Origin of the sequence: Cupriavidus sp. L7L, from assembly GCF_004353535.1 — a bacterium.
In the GTDB taxonomy this organism is placed as follows: Bacteria; Pseudomonadota; Gammaproteobacteria; order Burkholderiales; family Burkholderiaceae; genus Cupriavidus; species Cupriavidus oxalaticus_A.
In genome coordinates this window covers 521,430-538,099 of the sequence record NZ_SMNY01000003.1, presented here as the reverse complement: position 1 = coordinate 538,099, position 16,670 = coordinate 521,430, and the positions used below count along the sequence as shown (strand labels likewise).

13 protein-coding genes are annotated in these 16,670 nt (G+C 64.9%); 9 read left to right on the top strand and 4 right to left on the bottom strand.

The features are described from left to right. Nucleotides 1–150 precede the first annotated feature (150 nt). The gene (locus tag E1J61_RS04490) at nucleotides 151–2,274 is read right to left on the bottom strand and encodes a TonB-dependent siderophore receptor (protein ID WP_133092911.1); all 2,124 of its coding nucleotides are present in this window, start codon (nucleotides 2,272–2,274) and stop codon (nucleotides 151–153) included. 383 nt (nucleotides 2,275–2,657) lie between these two features. On the opposite strand from E1J61_RS04490, the gene E1J61_RS04485 reads away from it, so the two are divergent. The 3 genes from E1J61_RS04485 to E1J61_RS04475 all read left to right on the top strand — a co-directional run bounded on the left by E1J61_RS04485 (nucleotide 2,658) and on the right by E1J61_RS04475 (nucleotide 5,772). Then, nucleotides 2,658–3,839, top strand: coding sequence for an amidohydrolase (locus E1J61_RS04485; protein WP_133092910.1), 1,182 nt, complete (start codon nucleotides 2,658–2,660; stop codon nucleotides 3,837–3,839). 34 nt (nucleotides 3,840–3,873) lie between these two features. Continuing rightward, nucleotides 3,874–4,227 carry a cupin domain-containing protein gene (locus E1J61_RS04480; RefSeq protein ID WP_133092909.1) on the top strand — a complete coding sequence of 118 codons (354 nt, stop codon included), beginning with the start codon at nucleotides 3,874–3,876 and terminating at the stop codon, nucleotides 4,225–4,227. 123 nt (nucleotides 4,228–4,350) lie between these two features. Then, on the top strand, nucleotides 4,351–5,772 hold the full coding sequence (locus E1J61_RS04475) for an aspartate ammonia-lyase (RefSeq protein ID WP_133092908.1): 1,422 nt from the start codon (nucleotides 4,351–4,353) through the stop codon (nucleotides 5,770–5,772). A gap of 108 nt (nucleotides 5,773–5,880) precedes the next feature. Here the strand turns inward: E1J61_RS04475 and E1J61_RS04470 are convergent, their stop codons facing one another. Genes E1J61_RS04470 through E1J61_RS04460 form a run of 3 tightly spaced genes read right to left on the bottom strand, consistent with a single transcriptional unit; the run spans nucleotide 5,881 to nucleotide 8,815 of the window. Then, nucleotides 5,881–7,047, bottom strand: a complete 1,167-nt coding sequence (locus tag E1J61_RS04470; protein ID WP_133092907.1) for an FAD-binding oxidoreductase — start codon at nucleotides 7,045–7,047, stop codon at nucleotides 5,881–5,883. Beyond that, complete coding sequence (locus E1J61_RS04465) at nucleotides 7,044–8,444, bottom strand: NAD(P)/FAD-dependent oxidoreductase (RefSeq protein WP_133092906.1); 1,401 nt, start codon at nucleotides 8,442–8,444, stop codon at nucleotides 7,044–7,046. The genes E1J61_RS04470 and E1J61_RS04465 overlap by 4 nt, the downstream gene beginning before the upstream one ends. Further along, the gene (locus tag E1J61_RS04460) at nucleotides 8,441–8,815 is read right to left on the bottom strand and encodes a (2Fe-2S)-binding protein (protein ID WP_133092905.1); all 375 of its coding nucleotides are present in this window, start codon (nucleotides 8,813–8,815) and stop codon (nucleotides 8,441–8,443) included. The genes E1J61_RS04465 and E1J61_RS04460 overlap by 4 nt, the downstream gene beginning before the upstream one ends. A 505-nt stretch (nucleotides 8,816–9,320) precedes the next feature. Between E1J61_RS04460 and E1J61_RS04455 the strand changes: the two genes are divergently transcribed. From E1J61_RS04455 to E1J61_RS04430, 6 genes are all read left to right on the top strand, one after another. Beyond that, nucleotides 9,321–10,802, top strand: coding sequence for an aldehyde dehydrogenase (locus tag E1J61_RS04455; protein ID WP_133092904.1), 1,482 nt, complete (start codon nucleotides 9,321–9,323; stop codon nucleotides 10,800–10,802). Nucleotides 10,803–11,034: 232 nt separating this feature from the next. Then, nucleotides 11,035–11,700, top strand: a complete 666-nt coding sequence (locus tag E1J61_RS04450; protein ID WP_133092903.1) for a haloacid dehalogenase type II — start codon at nucleotides 11,035–11,037, stop codon at nucleotides 11,698–11,700. A gap of 31 nt (nucleotides 11,701–11,731) precedes the next feature. Beyond that, nucleotides 11,732–13,021, top strand: a complete 1,290-nt coding sequence (locus E1J61_RS04445; RefSeq protein WP_133092902.1) for an FAD-binding oxidoreductase — start codon at nucleotides 11,732–11,734, stop codon at nucleotides 13,019–13,021. 73 nt (nucleotides 13,022–13,094) lie between these two features. Continuing rightward, nucleotides 13,095–14,714 (top strand): ABC transporter substrate-binding protein, encoded by a 1,620-nt coding sequence (locus tag E1J61_RS04440; RefSeq protein ID WP_133092901.1) that lies wholly within the window; start codon nucleotides 13,095–13,097, stop codon nucleotides 14,712–14,714. 152 nt (nucleotides 14,715–14,866) lie between these two features. Then, complete coding sequence (locus E1J61_RS04435) at nucleotides 14,867–15,796, top strand: glyoxylate/hydroxypyruvate reductase A (RefSeq protein WP_133092900.1); 930 nt, start codon at nucleotides 14,867–14,869, stop codon at nucleotides 15,794–15,796. 95 nt (nucleotides 15,797–15,891) lie between these two features. Further along, nucleotides 15,892–16,515 (top strand): response regulator transcription factor, encoded by a 624-nt coding sequence (locus tag E1J61_RS04430; protein WP_243736772.1) that lies wholly within the window; start codon nucleotides 15,892–15,894, stop codon nucleotides 16,513–16,515. Nucleotides 16,516–16,670 lie beyond the last annotated feature (155 nt).

The window sequence follows — 16,670 nt, the reverse complement described above, 5'->3', positions numbered from 1 at the left end:
ATTGTAGTGGTTGGATTTCGACGGCACATTGCGTATACCGGGTGGGCGGCAGAAGGAAATCCCGTATTCATCGCCATGCTCGGCATGCTGTGCGTGGCGGCGGCTGCATGCCGGCCGGCATGTGGTCCCATGGACGACATTGCCCCGCTGTCAGAACCGGTACCGCAGTCCGGCGACAAACTGGCGCCCCAGTCCCGGCACTACGGCGAGGTTGCCCCACGAGGCGGGATAGTAGGTCTTGTCGAACACGTTGTGAACGTCCAGGAAAAGGCGCGTGCGGCGATCGAACTGCCAGTACGTGACAAGCTTCACGGTGGCGTAGGCGGGCAGCGAGTACGTGTCGGTGGCATTTCCGGATCGGTTGCCGACGTAGACGATGCCGGTGCCGATACCATAGCGGCCGCCGAACTTCGGCATGGCATCTTCACGAATGGCGAGCAGACTCGCACTGATCCTCGGGATATTGGCCAGCCGGGTGCCGGGCGCGATGGCATTGTCCTCGGTGACCCTGGCGTTCACCAGTGCAAGACTGCCGCTGATGCGCCAGTGCTCGTCCAGGTTGCCGAATGCATCGACCTCCAGCCCGCGGCTCGCGGCCTGGCCCGTGGCGATGTTGAAGTTGGGATTGGTGGGGCTGCGCGTCAGGACGTTGTGCTTGCGGATGTCGAAGAGGGCAAGGGTTGCCCCTAGCCGTTCGTCGTGGGACTGCCACTTCAGCCCTGCCTCCACCGAGCGGGCGTACTGCGGATCAAAGGCGTTGCCGGACTCATCCACGCCGCTGTTCGGACGGAACGATTTTCCGAAGGACACGTACGCGGAAAGCTGCGCGGTCGGGAGCCACGTCAGCCCGATCCGGGGCGACACGGCACTCTGGCGCTGTCGGGTCGCTGCCGCGGAAAGGAGGTTGTCCACTGACTGGTGGTAGTTATCGAACCTGACGCCGGCAAGCAGCTTCCAACGCTCGTCGATCGACACCTCGTCCTGCAGATAGACGCCCAGGTTGCGCTGGTTTTCGCGCGTCGATATGCCTGGCGAGACCGCCGGCTTCGCTTGCCCGTACACCGGCTCATAGATGTCGATCGCATACGCGTTGGCCGCGAGGCTGGAGTAGGCGATATCCATGCCCATGAACAGGCGGGAGGCTTCGATGCCGAGAAGCATGCGGTGGCCCAGGCCAGCCATATGGAAGTTGCCCTCCACCTCTGCGCGGGCAGACGTGTCGCGGGAGGGCAATGTCCGCAGGCTGTTGCGACGCGTGAGCGTACGGCCATCGGCGAGCAGACTGCCAAACTCCGCGGCGTATCCCTCGAAGCCCGATTCCTTGTAGCTCGCCCCGATCCGCGTGCGCCAGGCCGCAGAAAGCTGCCGCTCGAATGTCAGCTGGTGCGTGTCGCTGGAAAGATGAAGGTTGGGGTCGCTGGGTTCCTGCAGGTAGCGGTCGCGGGGAAGCGTGATTTGTCCGTTCACATTGACGAGGCCACGGTCGAGCGGCGTACGCAACCGCAGGAACTCTCCTTCGTATTGCAGCAGGGTGCGGTCGTCCGGCGCCCATGCCAATGCAGGCGCCACGAGGTACTTGTGGCCGTCGATCAGGGAGCTGCGGCTGGCGCTGTCCTCGGCCATGATGTTGAAGCGATAGGCCAGCGTCTTGCTCAGGGGGCCGGTGGTATCGGCGGTGGCGCGCCGGAACCCGAGCGTCCCGGCACTCAGTTCCGCCGAGGTCGCGGGCGCGAACCTTGGCTTCTTAGTGACGATATTGATGGAGCCGCCCGGTTCACTGCTGCCGTAAAGCGCCGCGGCCGGGCCTTTCAGGAATTCAAAGCGCTCGACCGTGGCGGCGTCGCGCATGGGGTTGTATCCACGCGAGCCGGGAAAACCGTTGACCAGATATCCCATCTCCGTGCTGCTGAAGCCGCGGATGGCATAGTTGTCCCAGGTCCCGCCAAAGTCATTGAGGCGCGCGATTCCGCTGACATAGTCGACGGTGTCCGAAAGCCGTGTCGCGCGCAGGTCGTCAATGAGCTCGGAGGTAACCACGCGCACTGACTGCGGGATTTCACGCAGCGGCGTTTCAGTTCGCGTGGCGCCAGCGGCTTCGGCAGCAACGTACCCGCTGCCGCCTGCATTGGCGCTGACGCGCACTTCGGGAAGATCGGCCGTCGACGCAGGCCCCGGCGCTTCGGCAAGCGCCCCATCGGATAGCGGGAACAGGAACAGGCTGACGTGACAGGCATGGCGCGCGATGCGCCTGGCGCGTGGCGGAAATGATGGCATGAGCGTGGCATGAGTAACTGCAGGGCCGGAATTTAGCCGCGCAGATGATAGAGATTCTCATTCACCTACTCTCTGACCGGGAATCAAGCGGCATGCCGGATTGCGTGCTACCGGGGAAAGCCGGCTCAGGACGCCGAACAATCTGTTCACCTGGACTGGCAAAACGCAATTCAATGCGGCGCGGCACGCTGCGATCGGCACCATCGTTGGCGAGAGTGCTCTTAAGCTGGCAACGATGCAGCACGCGTGGCGCTGCTGAACCTTTTACCTTTCTGCATTCAGTAACACCGGAGCGCACCGATGGACCTCTGGGATCTTGAAGTCCTGTCCAACCATCCCATTCCTCGCCAGATTCAGCCTTCCAATGGAGCGGGGGCCGGCTCATGAGGTGGAACCAGATCGCAGAACCCGTGGCCGACTTGCTGCCGGACCTGATTGCGCTGCGCCGGGACCTGCACGCCAATCCCGAACTTGGCTACGAGGAGCACCGCACGGCAGGCATCGTGGCGCAGGCATTGCGCATGCTGGGTCTCACGGTGCACGAGGGGATCGGCGGCACGGGCGTGGTGGGCACGCTGCGCGCCGGCAAGGGAAAGCGCAGCGTAGGCCTGCGCGCGGATATGGACGCATTGCCAATGGTGGAACTGGGCCGCCCGGCTTATGTCAGCCACGCGCCCGGCAAGCATCACGGCTGTGGCCACGACGGCCATACCAGCATGCTTGTGGGCGCCGCGCGTCAGCTTGCGCGCAGCGGTATCGATGGCACGGTGCATTTCATCTTCCAGCCGGCAGAGGAAGGCAAGGGGGGCGCCCGCCGCATGATCGCTGAGGGCCTGTTCGAGCGATTTCCTTGCGACAGCGTCTATGCCCTGCACAACTGGCCGGACTTGCCGCTCGGCCACGCCCAGACCTTGCCTGGCGCCATCATGGCGGCGGCGGATCGGTTCGATATCGTGGTGCGCGGGCGTGGGGGCCATGCCGCGCAGCCGCACCACACCGCAGACGCCATCCTGGCCGCAAGCCAGCTCGTGTCGCAATTGCACACGATCGTGGCGCGTCGCATTGATCCTGCCGAATCCGCCGTGTTGTCCGTCACGCGTATCGAAGGCGGGCACAGCCACAACGTATTACCGGCCGAAGTGCGGATAACCGGCACGGTGCGAAGCTTCGATATGGAAGCCCAGAGCCGGATCGAGACTGCATTGCGTGCGATGGCGCATGGCGTGGCAACGGCGAGCGGAACCGAGGTCGAAGTGCATTACGACCGCTATTACCCGGCCACGGTGAACAGCCCGCAGGAAGCGGCACTGGCCGTTGACGCGGCCCGTGCCATCGGGCTGGAGGCGCGCATGGCCCCGCGTGCTGCATTCACTTCCGAGGATTTTGCCTTCATGCTGCAGCAAAAGCCTGGCGCCTACCTTTGGCTGGGACAGGGACGTGCCGATCCCGGGCCCGATGGAGAGCGACCGTTGCACCACCCTTGCTATGACTTCAACGACGACGCGCTGCCCCTGGGCGTGCGCTGGTTCTGCGAAGTTGCCCGCCGCTCGCTGGCTCCAGACTGACGCGGCTAACTACCCTATCGACACTGGATCATTCATGAGCATCGTTATCATTCGCCAATCGGCGACCGCCGAAGGTTTCCAACAACAGGGCACGCCTGCCCGCCCTCTGACCCAGCCGCCCTGCGAGCTCAGCGGCATCGACATCGACCTCGAGGGCGCCGGCGAGAGCCATGCCGGTCTCTGGGAATGTACGCCGGGCCGGTTCGAGCGCCAGATTGCGAACGCCGAGGTCATGCACATCCTCGCCGGCGCTTGCACGTTCACCCCAACGGACGGGGAGGCGCAGCAGATCCGTGCAGGTGACACACTCTTTTTTCCCGCCAACACGACCGGCGAATGGCACGTGACGGAAATGCTGCGCAAGGTATTCGTGGTGTTGTCGGCCTGAACGAAACGAAATCTACCCATGGTGGCGCGGCGCAGGCTGCTATTGCTCAGGCTGTCAGGCCGTTGACCGCTCGGATCGGCAGGTCCTGTCCGCTTTCCTTCGACCCATCACATAAGCCTCATCATGACCACAGCTACGCCCACGCGCCAGGAGAAGGATCTACTGGGTACGCGAGCTCTTGATCACACCTTGTACTACGGCGTGCAGACGCTGCGCGCAAAGGAAAACTTCCATCTTTCCGGCCGTTGCATCGGCGAGTACCCGGACTTCATCAAGGCGTTGGCTATCGTCAAGCATGCGGCCGCCAATGCCAACCATCGGCTCGGCCTGCTGGACGCCGCCAAGCACGGCGCCATTGCCAAGGCGTGCGCGGAAGTCTTGGATGGGGCGTTCCACGATGCCTTCGTCGTTGACATGATCCAGGGCGGTGCCGGAACCTCCACGAACATGAACGCCAATGAGGTGCTGGCGAACCGCGCGTTGGAGCACCTGGGCGAGCAGAAGGGCAGCTACGGCCGGCTGCACCCCAACAACGATGTCAATCTGTCGCAATCGACCAATGATGCATATCCGACGGCCATTCGGGTCGGACTGCTCCTGGCTCATCTGCCGCTGCTGGAAAACCTGGGCCACCTTGCGGCCACGCTGGCCAACAAGGCACAACAGTTTGGCGGCATCCTGAAGATGGGGCGTACCCAACTCCAGGACGCAGTTCCCATGACGCTTGGACAGGAATTCCAGGCCATGGCCGATACCGTCTCGGCCGACCTTGAGCAACTGCGTACGCTCATTCCCGCGACGCTGTGCGCCGTCAATCTCGGCGGTACGGCGATCGGCACCGGCATCAATGCGGACCCGCGCTATCAGGCCATTGCAATCGAAGAGCTGGCTGCGCTGTCCGGGTTTCCTGTTCGCGCCGCGCCCAACTTGATCGCCGCGACCTCGGACATGGGCGACTTCGTGCTGCTATCGGGTCTCGTCAAGAAGACGGCACTCCGTCTGTCGAAGATCAGCAATGACCTGCGCCTGCTTTCAAGCGGCCCGCGGACCGGCATCGCGGAAATCAATCTGCCTGCGCGCCAGCCCGGCAGCTCGATCATGCCGGGCAAAGTCAACCCGGTCATTCCGGAAGCGATGAACCAGGTCGCTTATGAGATCGCCGGCAACGATGCCGCGCTGACCCTGGCGGCCGAAGCGGGTCAATTGCAGCTCAACGCGATGGAGCCGCTCATCGCCTACAAGCTCTACGACTCCATTCGGCTATTGTCGCGCGCCGTGCGCATGCTGGACCGTGAATGCATCGAAGGGATTACCGCCAACCCCGAGCAATGCTCCGCGCTGGTCCAGCGTTCGATCGGTATTGTGACTGCGCTGAATCCGTATATCGGATATGAGAACGCTACGCGAATCGCGCGCCTCGCGCAGGAAACCGGTCGAACCGTGGTAGAGCTGGTTCAGTCGGAACAGCTCGTGAGCAATGCGCTTCTGGCGGAGATTCTACGGCCGGAGAATATGGTGGCGCCCCGTAGCGCATTGACGAGCTAAGCAAAGCCATGCGGAGCCGCGATTCGCCGGCTCCGCCACGACGCATTCCGATCGGGCGTATCAGCTGCGGCACAGCATGCTGCCGCAGCTTATGGAACGTAGGCTCGGTCAGCCGCTGACCTGGAGGGCCTCAGCGCTGGCAAAGCGTCCGACGGCATAAGGTTCGAGCGGGATCGAGGTCTGGCCGGTGGCGATGAGCTCGGCCATGGTCTCGCCCACACCAGGGCCGATGGCGAAGCCCTCGCCGTTGAAGCCGAAGGCGTAGTGCAGTCCGGGCACCGTGGCACTGGGCCCCATCACCGGCTGCCAGTCGGAGGTGTAGCCTTCGATGCCGCTCCAGACGCGGATCAGCTGCACGTGCTCGAAGGCCGGCACGAAGCGGCGCAGCTCGCGGAGCTGTCGCAGCACGTTGTCGGGCCTGACGTAAGCGCGAATGCGGTCGATATGCGCCGGTCCCTTGAGCCCGCCGCCGAAGACGATATTGCCGCGCGAGATCTGGCGGAAGTACAGGCCCTCGTATTCGATCGGCGACGAGATGCCGATGGAGGGGCCGATCGCATAGGGCAGCGGCTCGGTCACGCCCATTTGCGGGCCCCGTGCTTCCATCGGCACGGCTTCGCCGAACTGCGCGGCGATGCGGTTGGACCAGGCGCCGCACGCCACCAGCAGCTGCGGCGCGCGAAAGCGCCGGCCATCGGCGGTGTGGGCAACGAAGCCATCGGGGTTGCGCTCGACCTGCATCACCTCGGCATGCTCGACGATGTGCGCGCCGGCCCGGCGGGCGGCGCGCGCGAAAGCGGGGCCGGCCAGGCGCGGGTTGGCATGGCCATCCTGAGGCGAATACGAGCCCGCCACGATGGCGGGCGCAAAGATGCCCCAGCGCTGGCGCAGCTGCCCGGCGGTGTAGAGCTGCAGGTCAAGGCCGAGCGGCTTCACGTCGTGCGCATGCTGCTCGAGCACGGCGGCCTGCTGTTCGGTGTAACACACGCGCAGATGGCCGTATGGGACGAACTCGAGATCCTCGCCCAGCAGTTCCCTGACGCGGCCCCAGACGGCGCGCGCGCGGTTGGCCAGCGGCATCTGGTGCAGCGCGCGGCCCTGGCGGCGCACATTGCCGAAGTTGGTGCCGCTGGCCTGGCGGCCGACCAGCTCGCGCTCGAGCAGGATCACCGAGAGGCCGCGCTGGCGCAGGAAGAAGGCGGTGGTGGTGCCCATCAGGCCGCCGCCGAGGATCAGCACATCGGCGTCCTGGTTCTGGGTTGCCGTGCTGCTCATGCCTTCACCTCGCTGGTATTCATCATCAATGGCTTGACCGGTGCCTGCGAGCGCAGGCGACCGACTTGTTCGACCGGGATGGCGCAGCGCTGCGCCACGATCTCGGCCGCGGCATGGCCGCAGAAGCGGCCCTGGCAGCGGCCCATGCCGACACGGCTGAAGGCCTTGGCGCGGTTCAGTTCCTGGCTGTCGAGCTCGGTCACGCAGCGGCGCAGCTCGCCCACCGTCACGGCCTCGCAGCGGCACACCACTGTGTCATCGGGCAGAGCGGCGGCCTGCGCGTGCGGCCACGGGAAGGCGCGCGCCAGCCCCTGGCGGAAGCGGTCCATCTTGCCGAGTGTGCGGCGCAGGGCGGCGGACTCGGCGGTGTACAGCTCGCGCCCGCGCGCGTGGCCGAGGTCGGCCAGCGCCGCCAGCGCGGCGAGCCGGCCCGCGGCTTCGGCGCCATCGGCACCGAGGATGCGGGCGCCATCGCCGGCGAGGTAGACGCCGCGGGTGCTGCTGCGCCCGTCCTGGTCGATGCGCGGCAGCCACTGGCGGCTCACGGGCTCGAAGGCGAACTCGCAGCGCGCGAGGTCGGCCAGCTGCGTCTCGGCACGCAGATGCCAGCCCAGGCCGACGGCGTCGCAGGCAAAGCGCTGCTCGCGCCCACTCGCATCGCGCGCGGTGACGCCCTGCACGCCAAGGCTGTCATCGCCGTCGATGGCCAGCGGCGTCACGCCCTGCAGCACCGGCACGCCGGCTGCGCGCAGGGCGCGGATCAGGCCGAGGCCGCGCAGGGCCAGGCGCGGACGCGCCAGCAGCCCGGCGATGGCGGCCCACGACCTGGTGGCGGGCGCGGTGTCGAGCACCGCGGCCACGCGCGCGCCGGCCTGCACGTACTGGTTGGCCACCAGGTAAAGCAGCGGCCCGCTGCCGAGGAAGACGACTTGCGAGCCGATGGCGCACGCCTGCGCCTTGAGCGCGATCTGCGAGGCGCCGAGGCTGTAGCAGCCGGCGCGGTGCCAGCCGGGCACCGGCATGAGGCGATCGGTCGCGCCGGCGCACACCAGCAGCGCATCGAAGGGCAAGGTCTTCGGTTCGCCGTCGCGCACGACGTGCAGCTCGCCTTCGGTCAGGTTCCACGCGAGCGTGTCGGGGCGATAGTCGATGCGGTCGCGCAACGCGTCGAAGTCGCGGTGCAGGGCCTGGGCCTTGTGGGCCTCGCTGCCATAGAGCTTGGCGTAGGAGCGCTTGAAGCCCTCGGGCTGGCGGCGATAGATCTGGCCGCCGTCGCGGCGGCCCTCGTCGACCACCGTGGGGCGCAGTCCGGCCTGGACCAGCGCCTGGGCCGCGCGCACGCCGGCGGGGCCGGTTCCGACCACGACGATGCGTGGCGATGCGGACAGGGCGCTCATGCGGCGGCTCCCTGGCGGTGGCGGGCGAGCGATTCCTGCAGGTCGGGCGTGGCCGGCCAGTGCTGTGCGGGCGGCCGGGTCAGCACCTCCATACCGGCCTCGGCCGGGGTGGAGCAGGCGCGCAGGCGCTGGCCGGCGGGCGTCCAGACCCAGCAGTCCTGGCAGGCGCCCATCAGGCAGAAGCCGGCGCGCGGGCCGTCGCCGAACTCGCTGTCGCGCACGCGCCGGCCGTTCATCAGCAACGCGACCAGCAAGGTGTCGCCGGCCAGCGCGGTGGCGCTGTGGCCGTCGATGCGCAGGGTGATAGTGGGGCGATCGGACTCTGCCAGGCGCATAAAGCGAGGCGGCGGAGAATGGGAGGTGTCGGGCATGGCGTTGATCCGGTAACGGCGGTTATGGCGCGGCGGCTGTCATGTCGTTGCCGCGCGGACGTCGGACCGGGACAGCGCGTCGTCGGTCAATCATCATGGCTGCATGACGGCAGGCTTCCATGCGTGCGTGGCGAAAACGGCGGGAAGCTTTCACAAGCTTAGGGCTGCAGTCGCATGGCATGGTGCTGCATTTGCGGAACGCACGAATGACGCTGCTGTTATCTCCGCCATGACAGCAGATTGTTCGGTGTTGGATTGGACGGTTGTGAGCCGCCTCGCATCGATCGATGCGGCTGGAGCGCCATATCAGGCTTGTTTTCCATGTCGTCGTGCCGGGCCGCGCCTCAGGGTTTCTCCGGGGATTGGAAGATTCGTTCGCGTGGGGGGGCAGCTTTGAAATTCGATGCGGTGGCGCAGACCGCAACAGGGACAAATTCTGAGGCTTCGCGTCTAGCATGGAAGCCATGAATCAACCACGGTGCCAACCCCAGGCGCCCTACATCCCGTGCAAGTATTCGATCCCCAGACGATCCCTGTGCCCGCGGGCCATTTCATCGGTGGCCGCCTAGTGACCGACGCAGGCCGGATCCCGGTGCGCCGACCCTCCGACAACCGGGTGCATGCCGAGCTGCCGCTGGCCGATGCTGCCACGGTCGATGCCGCGGTGCAAGACGCGTGGCGGGCGTGGCGCACCAGTGACTGGGCGCGCCGTGCACCGCGCGAGCGGGCCCGCGTGCTGCGCCGCTGGGCGGACCTGATCGAAGCCGACGTGCGGGGACTTGCGCCTCTCGAAGCGGTGTGCTCGACACGGCCGGTCCGCGATGCCGGTGCCTGGGACGTGCCATTCACGGCCGAGGGCCTGCGCTTCTTTGCCGAATACGCGGACAAGCTTGGTGGAGACGTAGCCGCCACCCGGCCCAACCATCTGGGCATGGTGGTGGCCGAGCCGTACGGGGTCGTTGGCGCCATTACGCCGTGGAATTTCCCGCTGGTGATGGTGTCGTGGAAGGTTGGCGCAGCACTTGCCGCAGGCAATGCGGTCGTGCTGAAGCCGTCGGAACTGACGCCGTTCTCGGCGGTGAGGCTGGCGGAACTCGCTATCGAAGCTGGTGTGCCGCCGGGCATGTTCAACGTGGTCCAGGGCGACGGACAAACCACCGGCGATGCGCTCACGCGCCACCCGCTGGTTGCCAAAATGACCTTCACGGGATCGACGCGCACCGGGGCGTCGATCATGGCTGCTTGCGCGGTGCATGGGCCCAAGCCCGTGACCTTGGAGTTGGGCGGAAAAAGCCCGCAACTGGTATTCGACGATGCACCCGACCTTGACCGGCTGGCCGGCATTATCGCCGGGGCCATTACCGGCAATGCCGGGCAAGTGTGCGTCGCCGGTTCGCGCCTGATTGTGCAGCGGGGCGTCGCCGAGGCGCTGGTCGAGCGCATCGTGGCGCGCTTCGCAGCCCTGCGCCCGGGTGCGACCTGGGACGACGCAACCACGCTGGCACCCATCATCTCAGCAGGGCAGGCGTCGCGCATCCTGGACATCGTCGAGCGGTCCAGACAGACCGGCGCGGAATTGCGCTGCGGCGGCGGCCTGTTCGACGGTGGCCCGGGCGGCGCGTACTTCCAGCCCACGCTGATCTCCGGTGTGGCCGCAGACAACGCTGCCGTGCAGGAGGAGATATTCGGCCCCGTGCTGACCGTGCAGACCTTCGGCGATGAAGAAGAAGGCCTGGAGCTGGCCGGGCACGCGAACTACGGCCTCGCCGCGGGCGTGCATACGGCGGACATCGGGCGGGCGTTACGGGCGATGCGCGGCATCTCGGCCGGCACGGTATGGATCAACCGTTATGGGCGCAGCGCCGACTTTGTGATTCCGACCGGAGGCTACCACCAGTCGGGCATCGGCAAGGATCTTGGCCGGCAGGCGGTCGAGGCGAACCTGCGCTTCAAGAGCGTGCTGATCGATTTTTCCGAGCCGCGGTAGCCATGCATGCCGGCAGGACAGGGGGCCTGTGGACGCACAGCCGCGGTGCAGGCCGCACGACCTGCCGTCGCAACTTAAATAACCGCATTTTCGCCGCGTGACGCGGCTGAATTTCCCAATAACCGTAAAGAGCTCGCATGCTCTAATCCCCCGCAATCACGCTGTCATCTGCGGCGGTCAACGCGCAGTTCCACCCCGGTCGAGGACCGGTAACCCCTGAGGATCAGAAAACATGACCTTCCGACCCAAGTACGTGACTTTTGACTGCTATGGCACGCTCACGCGATTCCGCATGGGCGAGATGACGCGCGAGCTGTTCGCCGATCGGATTGCCCCTGAGCAAATGGAGCAATTCATCGCCGACTTCAGCGCCTATCGCTTCGACGAGGTGCTGGGCGACTGGCAGCCGTATGAAGTGGTGCTGAAGAACGCCGTGCGCCGCCTGTGCAAGAAGTGGAAGATCCAGTACCTGGACAGCGATGGCCAGTCGTACTACGACGCGGTGCCGACCTGGGGCCCGCACGAAGATGTACCGGCGGGCCTGGCCAAGGTGGCCAAGGAGATTCCGCTGGTGATCCTGTCGAACGCCTCGGACGACCAGATCCAGAAGAACGTGGCGAAGCTGGGCGCGCCGTTCCACCGCGTCTACACAGCGCAGCAGGCGCAGGCCTACAAGCCGCGGCTGAAGGCCTTCGAGTACATGCTGGACTCGCTGGGCTGCAATCCTGAAGACGTGCTGCACGTGTCGTCGAGCCTGCGCTACGACCTGATGTCGGCCGATGACCTCGGCATCGTGAACAAGGTGTTCGTGAATCGCGGCCACGGCCCGGGCAACGCGGCTTACCGCTACACCGAGATCCAGGACATCGGTGGCCTGCCTGCCGTCGTTGGTCTCTGAAAACCCTCAGCGGACCCTCCCGTACATCACTATGAAGCTCGATTCCTATTGGAAAGATTCAGTGCCTCCGCTGGCTCTGAATGCGTACGATCTGCCGCCCCAGGTCGATGTCGCCATCGTCGGCGGCGGCTTCACCGGGCTGTCGGCAGCGCTGGCGCTGGCCAGGCGGGGCGCGAGCGTCGTGGTGCTTGAGGCGGGGTCCACCGTTGCGCCGGAGGCTTCCGGGCGCAACGGCGGACATGTCAACAATGGCCTTGCGGTGGATTACGCCGACGTTGCTGCCAGGGTTGGCGCGCAGCGGGCCCGTGACTGGTACCACGCCTACGACGATGCGGTCGACACGGTGGCGCGCATCATCCGCGACGAGGGCATCGCTTGCGACTTCGAGCGCAACGGCAAGCTCAAGCTCGCGACCCGTGCGCATCAGATGGATGCGCTGCGCCGCAGCGCGGACAGGCTTATCGCCGATGGCGTGGATACCGATGTGGAAATACTCGACGCGCACCGCGTGCGTGCCGAGGTCCAGAGCGAACGCTTCCACGGCGGCCTGCTCTACAAACGCAGCGGCCAGATGCATATGGGCCGCTTTGCCCAAGGCCTGGCCGTGGCCGCGCAGCGCCATGGCGCACAGATTCATACCGGCACGTGTGTACAGCGCGTTGAGCGCATGCATGGCCAGGTACACCGCCTGCACACCACGCGCGGCACCGTGCTGGCCCGGCAGGTGCTGCTTGCCACCGGCGCGACGCGCCATGGCGGCTATGGCAGCTTTGGCTGGCTGCGCCGGCGCATCGTGCCGATCGGCAGCTTTATTGTGACCACGGAGCCGCTGGGGGCAGAGCGCGCCACTGCACTGCTGGCCAAGCGCCGCACCTACGTCACGGTGGCAAACATCCACCATTATTTCCGTCTCACCCCCGACCAGCGGCTGGTCTTCGGCGGCAGGGCGCGCTTTGCAGTTTCCAGTCCGCAGCAGGACGCCGCCAGCGGCGAAATCCTGCGTGCCGGCCTCGCCGAAATCTTTCCTCAGCTGGCCGATGTCCGGCTGGACTATTGCTGGGGCGGGCTGGTTGACATGACCCAGGACCGCCTGCCACATGCCGGCGAGCGTGACGGTCTCTTCTATTCGATGGGTTACAGCGGCCACGGCACTCAAATGTCCGTCTACATGGGTGAGCGCATGGCTGCTGTGATGGCCGGCGACGCAGCCGCCAACCCATGGCGCGAGCGCGAATGGCCCGCCATTCCCGGACACTTCGGCGCGCCATGGTTCTTGCCCGCCGTTGGCCTGTACTACCAGCTCAAGGATCGGCTGGCTTAAGCCATACCAACCGATCCTGTATTCAACAACGCGACTTGCATGCCTTTCCTAATCGATACACAGGAGTACAACCATGAGCGATAGCCGTAACCAGTTGGAAAACTTTGTCGGTCCCGGTGAAAGCCTTTGCATGATGGAAGCGCTCAAAGGCGGCGCCACCCGGCGCGATGTCCTGAAGATGCTGCTGGCGGGGGGCATGCAGGCCACGCTGGCCGGCGGCCTGGCCGGCGCGGCGCTCGACGCGCATGCGCAGACCCCCAAGCGCGGCGGGCGCATCCGCGTGGCGGTGGGCACGGCAGCCGCCTCCGATACGCTCGATCCGGCGAAGCAATCGAATCAGAACGACTATGTGCGCTGCAACATGGTGTACAACGGACTGACTTCGCTGGACCGAAGCCTGACGCCGCGGGCGGCGCTGGCGGAGACGTTCAACACCACGGACGCCAAGACCTGGGTCTTTGCGCTGCGCAAGGGCGTGACCTTCCACGACGGCAAGGCGCTCTCGCCGGCCGACGTGGTGTACTCGATCATGCGCCACAAGGATCCGGCCACAGCCTCCAAGGCCAAGGTGCTGGCCGAGCAGATCGAGAGCGTGAAGGCCACCGGCCCGAACGAGGTCACGGTGGTGCTGAACAGCCCCAATGCCGATCTGCCGGTCATTCTGGGCACGTCCCATTTCCACATCGTCAAGGACGGCACCACCGACTTCAGCGCCGGCATCGGCACCGGGCCTTACAAGATCAAGGAGTTCAAGCCCGGCGTGCGCACACTGGTGGTGCGCAACGACGCGTACTGGAAGCCCGGGAAGCCTTACCTCGACGAGATTGAACTCATCGGCATTGCCGACGACAGTGCGCGGCTCAATGCGCTGTTGTCCGGCGGCATGGACCTGGTGGCGATGGTCAACCCGCGTTCTGTGTCCAGGGTCAAGGGCACCCCCGGCTACGCCATCATGACGACGCAATCGGGCCAGTACTCCGACCTGATCATGCGCAAGGACGTGGGGCCGGGCACGAACCCTGACTTTATCCTGGGGATGAAGTACTTGCTGGACCGCCAGCAGATGAAGCAAGCGATCGCGCTTGGCAATGCGGTGGTTGCCAACGACCAGCCCATCGACCCCACCAACCGCTTCTATTTCAAGGATCTGCCGCAGAGGCCGTTCGATCCCGAGAAGGCGAAGTTCCACCTGCGCAAAGCCGGCGTGTCCGGCAAGGTACAAGTGGTGACGTCTCCTGCAGCCCTGTATTCGGTGGAAACCGCACTGGTGTTGCAGCAAGCCGCGCAGCGTGTCGGCGTGGAACTCGACATCAAGCGCATGCCGGTCGACGGCTACTGGTCGAACCATTGGCTCAATAGTCATGTGGGCTTCGGCAACGTGAACCCGCGGCCCAGCGCCGACACCATCTTCACGCAGTTCTTCAAATCGGATGCGCCGTGGAACGAGTCGCGCTGGAAGAACCCGAAATTCGACCAGTTGCTGGTTGCGGCGCGCGGAGAGACCGACTTCGCAAAGCGCAAGCAGATGTATGCCGACATGCAGACGATGGTGCACGAGGAGGCTGGCATTGGCATCCCGTTGTTCCTGTCGAGCATCGACGCCCATACGACCAAGCTCAAGGGCCTGTCGCCCATTCCGCTGGGGGGGCTGATGGGCTATATGTTCGCCGAGAACGTGTGGATCGATGCGTGATCCTTACCCAGGGAGCGGCGCATCATCCGGCCGCCGAGTCGTGCCTCAAATGATCGCGGCGGTCTCGCTACCGCACGCTCCCTGTGTGAAGCAGACCGCGCTGTAGTTTGCCCTTCTTAACGACAACCGCTCTTAGACCGGAGACGCCCTACATGAGCACATTCATTTACAAAGCAGATCCGGCGCGAGGCCAGGAGTGGGCCAAGGTTTTTGCGCGCGAGCGGGCGGATGTTGATTTCCGCATCTGGCCCGATATTGGCGATCCCGCGCAGGTGCGGTACCTGGCGGCGTGGGAGCCGCCCGAGGATATCGCACAGCGCTTTCCCAACCTCCAGGTGGTGTTCTCAACGGGCGCGGGCGTTGACCAGTTCAATCTGAAGTCAGTGCCGGAACATATGCCGCTGGTGAGGATGATCGAGCCAGGTATCGTGGAGGGCATGGTGGAGTATGCGGTGTTCTCGGTGCTGGCGCTCCACCGCGACATGCCGGCATATCGGCGGCAACAGGCGCAGTCGAACTGGAGTCCCATCCAGGTGCGACTGGCGCAAGAGCGGCGTGTCGGAGTGCTGGGACTAGGCTCTCTGGGGCAGGCAGTGCTGGCGCGCCTGCGCTCGTTTGGCTTCGACTGTGCGGGATGGTCGCGATCGCAACGCAGCATCGACGGGGTGACGTGCTACGCCGGTCAGGCGGAACTCAACGCATTCCTCGCACGTACCGATATCCTCTTGTGCCTGCTGCCGCTAACAGACGAAACGCGCGGCATGCTGGACGCCCGCCTGTTCAACGCCTTGCCGCGGGGTGCCGGCCTGGTGCACGCTGGGCGGGGCCAGCAACTTAACCACGCGGATCTGCTGGCCGCGCTGGATTCCGGGCAAATCGGCGACGCCATTCTCGATGTCACACATCCCGAACCGCTGCCCGCGGACAACCCATTGTGGCGGCACCCGAGGGTATGGATCACGCCCCACATTGCAAGCATGACCCGACCGGATACTGCTGCCATGGCTGTGCTGGACAATATGCGCCGCCATGAAAACGGCGAGCCGGTCATCGGGCTTGTCGATCGGGCAAAGGGATACTGACGCTTCGCAAAGCGCTTCGGATATCGGGCGATTGTTCGTGCTTTAGTTTGAGCCGGGTAAATCTTCTGTCCGCTATGAATGCAAAGGCAACCGCGGTGATTGCCGATGACCATCCAGTCGTGCTGGCGGGGCTCGTGCCATACCTCGAACGCCATGGCATCGCAGTTATCGCGGTCGCAAACAGTGCAGCGGGATTGCTCGCCGTACTGAAGCATCACGCAAGCCAACCGCCAGAGATCATCATTACAGGATATGACTATGGCGGGGAAGCTGACGGCATGCGCCTGGTGGAGCGTATCCGCCGTATGTCACCGCAGGCGAGGATCGTAGTCTTCTGGGGCGGGCGCTCGAATGGTGTGGTTCGGCAATTGCTGGCGAGAGGCGCCGACGCGTTTGTCGCAAAATCGACTGACCTTCAGTGCATGGCGGATGCATGCCGTGCCGTGCTGTCCGGCGAAAAATATCTGGACCCTGCCACTCAGGCATTGCTGGCGGGGTCTTCCTCCCAGGACGCCGAGCCATCCGCTGATCGTCTCACGCCGCGCGAACAGGAGGTGATTCGCCTGCTTGGACGCGGCTTGCCGCTACAAGATATTGCACGACAGTTTAATCGCAGCGTAAAGACCATCAGCGTTCAGAAGTGTTCCGCAATGAACAAGCTCGGTTTGCGAAACGAGATCGAACTTGCGTTGTACCTGGTGATGCAGGCTGGCCGGTAAACGCCAATAACAAAAATCTCACCCATCCCGGATGCAGATCAGACGTCAATAAAGAATAGGCGGACGCCTAAAAATAGAAATCCGTTGCATTGACGACACCATGAAGGATGCGAATTGTTAATTAAAGAAATATCAATGCAGAATTCGCTTCGCCC